The 6,833-nt window shown below is 73.0% G+C and carries 9 protein-coding genes; 7 read left to right on the top strand and 2 right to left on the bottom strand.

Features of this window, described 5'->3' with window-relative positions; translation table 11 throughout:
- Positions 1-236 precede the first annotated feature (236 nt).
- On the top strand, positions 237-1,736 hold the full coding sequence (locus tag AB3X52_RS19250; RefSeq protein ID WP_367995725.1) for a glutamate-cysteine ligase family protein: 1,500 nt from the start codon (positions 237-239) through the stop codon (positions 1,734-1,736).
- 31 nt (positions 1,737-1,767) lie between these two features.
- Here AB3X52_RS19250 and AB3X52_RS19245 read toward each other — a convergent pair whose 3' ends face one another.
- Entirely contained in the window at positions 1,768-2,238 is a 471-nt protein-coding gene (locus AB3X52_RS19245; RefSeq protein WP_367995724.1) for a hypothetical protein, read from the bottom strand.
- A gap of 100 nt (positions 2,239-2,338) precedes the next feature.
- Between AB3X52_RS19245 and AB3X52_RS19240 the strand changes: the two genes are divergently transcribed.
- The 6 genes from AB3X52_RS19240 (at position 2,339) to AB3X52_RS19215 (ending at position 6,149) form a co-directional block, all read left to right on the top strand.
- On the top strand, positions 2,339-2,731 hold the full coding sequence (locus AB3X52_RS19240) for a universal stress protein (RefSeq protein ID WP_367995723.1): 393 nt from the start codon (positions 2,339-2,341) through the stop codon (positions 2,729-2,731).
- A 103-nt stretch (positions 2,732-2,834) separates the two neighbouring features.
- Positions 2,835-3,227 (top strand): pyridoxamine 5'-phosphate oxidase family protein, encoded by a 393-nt coding sequence (locus tag AB3X52_RS19235; protein WP_367995722.1) that lies wholly within the window; start codon positions 2,835-2,837, stop codon positions 3,225-3,227.
- Positions 3,228-3,325: 98 nt separating this feature from the next.
- Positions 3,326-3,541, top strand: coding sequence for a DUF7218 family protein (locus AB3X52_RS19230; RefSeq protein ID WP_367995721.1), 216 nt, complete (start codon positions 3,326-3,328; stop codon positions 3,539-3,541).
- 11 nt (positions 3,542-3,552) lie between these two features.
- Positions 3,553-4,779, top strand: a complete 1,227-nt coding sequence (locus AB3X52_RS19225) for a cytochrome P450 (RefSeq protein ID WP_367995720.1) — start codon at positions 3,553-3,555, stop codon at positions 4,777-4,779.
- A gap of 46 nt (positions 4,780-4,825) precedes the next feature.
- The gene (locus AB3X52_RS19220) at positions 4,826-5,500 is read left to right on the top strand and encodes an HAD family hydrolase (protein WP_367995719.1); all 675 of its coding nucleotides are present in this window, start codon (positions 4,826-4,828) and stop codon (positions 5,498-5,500) included.
- Positions 5,493-6,149 (top strand): methyltransferase, encoded by a 657-nt coding sequence (locus AB3X52_RS19215; RefSeq protein WP_367995718.1) that lies wholly within the window; start codon positions 5,493-5,495, stop codon positions 6,147-6,149. Before AB3X52_RS19220 ends, AB3X52_RS19215 begins: the two co-directional genes overlap by 8 nt.
- A gap of 34 nt (positions 6,150-6,183) precedes the next feature.
- On the opposite strand, the gene AB3X52_RS19210 is transcribed toward AB3X52_RS19215, so the two are convergent.
- Positions 6,184-6,636, bottom strand: a complete 453-nt coding sequence (locus tag AB3X52_RS19210; RefSeq protein WP_367995717.1) for an OsmC family protein — start codon at positions 6,634-6,636, stop codon at positions 6,184-6,186.
- Positions 6,637-6,833 lie beyond the last annotated feature (197 nt).

Raw genomic sequence — 6,833 nt, 5'->3', positions numbered from 1 at the left:
ATCATCGTCGTCCGCACGCCGAGCCCGGCCATGATGTAGGGCGACATCACGCTGTAGCTGACCGAGTGGACGCCGCCATACCAGGCGAAGTTGGCACGACCAGCGCCCGATCCGTGGAGCGTGGAGGGCGTGGTCGACGACCTCGTCCTGCGGACGGCGCGGACCTGGGAGGGTGTCGCATGACGTCTTTCGACGGGACCGTTCCGCTGGCCGGCGCGCGTCCCTAGGTTGGGGCTATGGGAGACGAGGTCGAGCAGCAGGAGTTCACGAGGGAGGACCGCACCCGCTATCGCGAGAAGGTGCGCCGCAACCTCGACGTGTTCGCTCGGATGCTCCGTGAGGAGCGGTTCGAGGCCGCGGACCCGATGACGGGGCTCGAGGTGGAGCTGAACCTCACCGACGAGGTCGGTGACCCCGCGCTCAAGAACGCCGAGGCGCTCGCGGCGATCGCCGACGAGGACTTCCAGACCGAGCTCGGTCAGTTCAACATCGAGATCAACGTGCCGCCGGCCCGGTTGCGTGACGGCGGTCTGACGGCCTTCGAGGACCGGTTGCGGGCGAGCCTCAACCACGCCGAGGAGCGGTCGGCCGCGGTCGGTGCCCACCTGCTGATGATCGGCATCCTGCCGACGCTGCGCGAGGGCCACCTCGGGGGCGACACGATCAGCGCCAACCCGCGCTACCAGCTCATCAACGACCAGGTGCTCCGCGCCCGTGGCGAGGACATCGTGATCTCGATCGGCGGCCGGGAGCGGCTGCAGACCACGGCCGACTCGATCATGCCCGAGGCCGCGTGCACCAGCACGCAGTTCCACGTCCAGGTCCGTCCGGAGGAGTTCGCGGCCTACTGGAACGCCTCGCAGGCGATCGCCGCGGTCCAGGTCGCTATCGGCGCCAACGCTCCCTACCTCCTGGGCAAGGAGCTGTGGCGCGAGACCCGCATCCCGCTCTTCGAGCAGGCGACGGACACGCGCAGCGAGGAGCTCAAGGTCCAGGGCGTGCGACCGCGCGTCTGGTTCGGGGAGCGCTGGATCACCTCGGTCTTCGACCTGTTCGAGGAGAACGTCCGCTACTTCCCGCCGTTGCTGCCCGTGCTCGAGGAGGAGGACCCGGTGGCGGTGCTGGACGCGGGCGGCACACCGGCGCTGCAGGAGCTCCGGCTCCACAACGGCACGGTCTACCGCTGGAACCGACCGGTGTACGACGTCGTGCGCGGCGCCGGCGGCGAGGACCTGCCCCACCTCCGGGTGGAGAACCGCGTGCTGGCCGCCGGCCCGACCGTCGTGGACACCATGGCGAACGCGGCGTTCTACTTCGGCCTGGTCCGGGCGCTCGCGCGCGGGCCGCGGCCGTTGTGGTCGGCGATGTCGTTCAGCGTGGCGGAGGAGAACTTCCACGCGGCGGCGCGCTTCGGCATCGACGCGCAGCTGTTCTGGCCCGGTCTGGGGCAAGCGCCCGCCACCGAGATCGTGCTGCGCCGGCTGCTGCCGCTCGCCGAGCTCGGCCTCGCCTCGTGGGGCGTCGAGAAGGAGGTCTCCGATCGGCTGCTCGGCATCGTCGAGCAGCGCTGCCTCATCGGCATGAACGGCGCGGAGTGGCTGGTCCGAAGGGTCCGCGCCCGCGGTGGCGACGCGACAGGCGAGGCGCGCGAGGAAGCCCTGCGGGCGACCGTGAGGGACTACCGCGAGCGCATGCACGCCGGTGACCCGGTCCACACCTGGGACGCGCCGGACTGAGCCGGCCCGCGGAGCGGCCACGTCCTGCGCGTCAAGAACGCGGCCGCAGCCGTCTCCACTCGCGCCGCAGCCCCGAGCGGGGGTCGAACCAGCCGTGCCGGTTGGCGACCACGAACACGAGGGGCAGTCCCGCCTCGGCGTACGCCTGACGCGCGGAGCGCAGCCAGCGGGCGTCCACGTCCTGGAGCGTGAGGTCGCCCGTGCGGGTCAGCCACACCAATGGGCGGTCGAGGCCCGTGCGGTGGCGCATCGCGGCCACCACGTCGGCGCCGAGAGCGTCGTCGACCGCCTCCTCGGGCAGGACCGGGAAGACCAGCTCGCGCATGCCGGGGGCGCCGACGTGGAGGACGGCGGGGTGCTTCCGGCGTCGCTCGGAGGTGGCATGGGTCAGCACGGCCTGACGCAGCATGCGCGCGAGGCCGCGATCGAGAGGCTCGGAGAGCCCCTGCGCGGCCCCCTCCGCCGGCCGCTGCCCCGGCGGCCGTGACGTTCGCTGCGGCATGCACCCAGGGTGCCCCGTCACGGCGCGACGCGTCCGCCGTCCTCCACAGGCGGTACGGTGCAGGGAGGTTCGCTCGACGCGAGACGCCCAGGAGGAGAGCATGCCCGGAGTCGTGGTCGGATACGTCGCGAAGCCCGAGGGCGAGGCCGCTCTGCTGCGCGCCGTCGAGGAGGCCAGGCTCCGCGACCTGTCGCTGGTGATCGTCAGCTCCCAGCACGAGGAGGCCAACGAGGAGTGGGTCCGCAAGACCGAGGCGGACCTCGCCGCCGCACGTGAGCGGCTCGACGCCTCCGGCGTGGCCTACGAGATCCGCCACACGGTCGCCGGTGTCGGCGCCGCCGACGACCTCGTCGAGATCGCGGAGGAGACGCAGGCGGACCTGCTCGTGATCGGCGTACGCCGCCGTTCGCCCGTCGGCAAGCTGATCCTGGGGACCCAGGCCCAGCGCATCCTGCTCGACGCCCCGTGCCCGGTCCTCGCCGTCAAGGACTGACGACCGGCTGACGCGCGGCTGACGCGGCTACAACCGCCCGGGGCTCGCCGCTCGGGCGGTCCGGAGGCTGGCGCTCGTCGCAGCGGCGAGAGACGCTGTCTCCATGACGACCGAGGGCGCCCGCCACCTGACCGAGCTCGACGAGCACGAGTGCTGGCGCCGGCTCGGCGACGGCGGCGTCGGCCGGCTCGCCTGGTCCGGCGCACAGGGACCGACGGTCGTGCCGGTCAACTACCGCGTGGACGGTCGCGAGGTGCAGATCCGGACGGCGGCGTACTCCTCGCTCGCCCGCGAGACGGAGGACAGCCTCGTCGCGTTCGAGGCCGACCGCATCGACGAGGCGACGCACACGGGCTGGAGCGTGCTGGTGCGCGGCCGGATGACCTTCGACTATGCGGCCCCTGCGTCGGAGGGGCCGCATCCGTGGCCGGAGGGCGCGCGTCGGCTGCGCATGGCGATCACCCCGACGTCGGTCACCGGCCGGCAGGTCGGCTGAGCGGGCGCCGGCGGGCCCGGCCCTGCGCGCGCCGGATCATCCGGCTGGCGGGTGGGTACCACTCGGCCACGGAGTTTCCCGACCCCCAGGAGGTCCCGATGCCCGGCAAGTCGGCACACGTGAAGAACGAGAAGCAGTACGAGGCCCTCAAGGACAAGGGCATGTCGAAGGAGCGCGCGGCGCGGATCGCGAACGCCAAGGACTCCTCCAAGCACGGCGGTCAGCAGTCGGGGAAGGGCGGCAACAGCTCGCAGGGCGGAACGACCGCGCAGAAGAAGGAAGCCGGCCGCAAGGGCGGCAAGGCGAGCCACTGACGGGGCACGGGGTGGCACCGGTCGACGACCTCGCCTACCGGCTGTGGCGCCGCGGCTACCGAGCCCTCGGTGAGGAGCGTGCGCGGGCGGACGGTGCCGACGCGTTCGAGCATCGTCTGCTCGGGCGTCGTACGGTCGTCGTCCGCGGTCGCGCCGGCGCCCAGCTGTTCTATGACACCGACACGATCGAGCGCCGCAAGGCCGTGCCGGCTGCCCTCGCCGACCTGCTCTTCGGGCACGGCGCCGTCCACGGGCTCGACGGCGAGGAGCATCGTCGGCGCAAGGAGATGTTCCTCGAGATCCTCGGCCAGGAGAGCGTCGACCGGCTCGCCGAGGCGGTCGCGTCCTCACTGCGCCGACGCCTCGAGGCGGCGCGCGGTCGCGAGGTCGTCGTCTTCGACGAGCTGGTCGAGGCGTACGGCGTCGCCGTGCTCGCCTGGGCCGGCGTCGATCTCTCCCCGGACGAGGCGCGCCGGACGGCACCCCGGCTCGCGCGCATCGTCGACGGCTTCGGCGCCGCCGGTCCGGCCTACCCGCGTGCCTGGGCCGAACGGCTCCGGTGCAACGCGTGGGCCAGACGGGTGATCGCGCAGGTGCACGCCGGCACCCGGGTGCCAGCGCCTGGCACGCCGCTCCTCCGGATCGCCGCGCGGGGTGACCTGGACCCGCGGGTCGCGGCGGTCGAGCTGCTCAATCTGCTGCGGCCGACGGTCGCGGTGGCCTGGCCCGGGACGTTCGCGGCGCTGGCACTGAGCGAGCACCCGCAGTGGCGGACCCTCCTGCGCGACGGCGCCGAAGGAGCCGACGATCGGCGTCTGCACGAGCGGCGGGTCGCCTTCGGCCACGAGGTGCGTCGGCTCTGCCCGTTCGTGCCGGCGCTCGCGGGCCGGGTCCGTCGGGCGGGCGAGATCGACGGCGTACCGCTGCGCCCGGGCGACCGGGTGGTGCTCGATGTCGTCGGGACCGACCGGGACCCGTCGCTGTGGGCCGATCCGGAGGAGTTCCGCCCCGAGCGCTTCGCCGACGTCGAGCCGGATCCGTTCGGCTTCGTGCCGCAAGGCGGCGGAGATCCTCGCCGCGGCCACCGCTGCCCGGGCGAGCCGCTCACCGTGCGGATCCTCGCGGAGACGCTCGGCGTCCTCGCCGAGGTGGAGTACGACGTGCTCTCCTCCCCGGCGTACGACGCCACCCGGATCCCGACCCTGCCCGATCGCGGGCTCGTCGTGAGACTGCGCTGACGTGGGCGCCGGCATGGGCTCCGCAGGTCGGGGGTAACGCCCCGCCATGGATCCCTTCGAGGTCGCCCTGCTGGACATCGACGGCACGCTGCTGGACTCGACGTACCACCATGCGCTCGCGTGGAGCCGCGCCTTCGCGGGCGTCGGCCACCCGGTGCCCGTGTGGCGGATCCACCGGCACATCGGCATGGGCGGAGACCGGCTCATCCCCGCCGTCACCGACGAGCAGACCGCGGAGCGCATCGCCGACGACGTCCAGGAGCGGTGGCAGGCGGCGTACGACGAGATGATCGAGGAGACCAGGTTGCTGCCCGGCGCCCGCGACCTGCTCGACACGCTGCGCGCCGCCGGGATGCGCGTCGTCCTCGCCAGCTCCTCCATCCCCAAGCACGCCGAGCACGCGCTCCGGCTGCTCGAGGCGGACGAGCGGGCGGACGCCTGGACGACCAGCGAGGACGCCGAGGAGTCCAAGCCGGACCCAGAGCTGCTCGAGGCCGCGCTCGACGAGGTCGGGGGACAGCAGGCGGTGATGATCGGCGACGCGACCTGGGACGTCATCGCGGCGAACCGGGTGTCGGTGCCGACGATCGGACTGCTGTGCGGCGGGTTCGGGGAGGCCGAGCTCCGGGAGGCGGGCGCGGCGGCGGTCTACCGCGATCCCGCCGACCTGGTGGCCCACCTCGACGAGGCGCTCTCGGCGGCCGGGGCACGCCGTGGCTGAGCCCGCCACCGCGAGCGTCGAGCGACGGGCGATGGCGTTCGACCGCCTGGAGATCGCGTACGACGACCGGGTGCTTGAGCCTCGGCCGTGGACCGCCCAGCAGTCCCACTGGGCGGCCGAGCTCATCGCCGACGCGCCGGCCGGGCCGGTGCTCGAGCTCTGCAGCGGCGTCGGTCACATCGGACTGCTCGCCATCGCACGCCGACCACGGCCGCTGGTCTGCGTCGACGTCTCGCCCGTGGCGTGTGCCTATGCGCGCCGCAACGCCGAGGCTGCCGGCCTGAGCCGCCTCGTCGACGTACGCGAGGGGCGCCTCGACGAGGCCCTCACGGTCGACGAGCGGTTCGCGGTCGTCATCGCCGACCCGCCGTGGGTGCCGAGCGCCGAGACCGGTCGCTTCCCGCAGGATCCGCTGCTCGCCATCGACGGGGGTCCGGACGGGCTCGACGTGGCCCGCGAGTGCCTGCGCGTCGCCGCCCGCCACCTGCTCCCCGACGGTGACCTGGTCCTCCAGGTCGGCACGCGCGGCCAGGCCGAGATCCTGGCGGGGGAGTGCGACATGCTGCGCCTCGACGAGGTCCGGTACTGCGAGCGCGGGGTGCTTGCGCGGTTCCACTGCGACACGGCCAGCAGCGCCTCGGGTCAGTAGCCGGTCCGGCATCGGGGAGCGGAAGCGCGGCGGTTCAGGCCGTCACGACCTCCGCGTCGACCCGCACCTCGGCACGGAGCGAGTTGGCGATGTAGCACTCCTCGTGGGCCTCGTCGACCATGCGTCGTACGGCGTCGGCATCGATGCCGGGCGCGACGGTGATCACGGGGCTCAGGTCGATGGTCGTGAGTGAGAGCCGGCCGTCGCCGTCAGCCGTCATGAACCCGGTGGCCTCGTCCTCGTAGTCCACGACGTCGATCCCGGCGCGCGCGGCGACGGCCAGGAACGACAGCAGCTGGCACGAGCTCGCGGCCATGACGACGAGCTGCTCCGGGTTGAGAAGGGTCGGGTCGCCGCGGAACTGCGCGTCGGCACTCAGCCGGAGTTCGCTGGTGGCCGGTCGGGCGACGACCCTGTGCTCGCGTGAGTAGGCACGGTAGCCGGACGCGGTCGAGCCCTGCCAGACGAGGTGCGAGGTGTACTCCATGGCACCTGAGGTTAGGGCCCGTCCGTCGGGGTCACGCCATGGCGTGAACGTCGTACTCAGGCCGCGAACCACTCAGGTTCGTCGGTGGAATCGGTAGTCGCCGTTGGGAAGCCGGGTCAGGTCGTAGGCCGGGTCGTGGGCGCGGTGGTGGTGGTGGCCGCAGAGGAGGACCCCGTCGGCCAGGTCGGTCCGTCCGC

Source organism: Nocardioides eburneus (genome assembly GCF_040838215.1).
GTDB classification, from domain to species: Bacteria; Actinomycetota; Actinomycetes; order Propionibacteriales; family Nocardioidaceae; genus Nocardioides; species Nocardioides eburneus.
Note: the sequence above shows the minus strand (reverse complement) of the source record. Positions and strands in the feature narration are given on the sequence as shown.

Coding starts and splice junctions, on each gene's coding strand:
- AB3X52_RS19240 (WP_367995723.1), top strand. CDS start 2,339: ATGCCCGGAGTCGTGGTCGGATACGTCGCGAAGCCCGAGGGCGAGGCC.
- AB3X52_RS19245 (WP_367995724.1), bottom strand. CDS start 2,238: ATGCCGCAGCGAACGTCACGGCCGCCGGGGCAGCGGCCGGCGGAGGGG.
- AB3X52_RS19250 (WP_367995725.1), top strand. CDS start 237: ATGGGAGACGAGGTCGAGCAGCAGGAGTTCACGAGGGAGGACCGCACC.
- AB3X52_RS19220 (WP_367995719.1), top strand. CDS start 4,826: ATGGATCCCTTCGAGGTCGCCCTGCTGGACATCGACGGCACGCTGCTG.
- AB3X52_RS19230 (WP_367995721.1), top strand. CDS start 3,326: ATGCCCGGCAAGTCGGCACACGTGAAGAACGAGAAGCAGTACGAGGCC.
- AB3X52_RS19210 (WP_367995717.1), bottom strand. CDS start 6,636: ATGGAGTACACCTCGCACCTCGTCTGGCAGGGCTCGACCGCGTCCGGC.
- AB3X52_RS19235 (WP_367995722.1), top strand. CDS start 2,835: ATGACGACCGAGGGCGCCCGCCACCTGACCGAGCTCGACGAGCACGAG.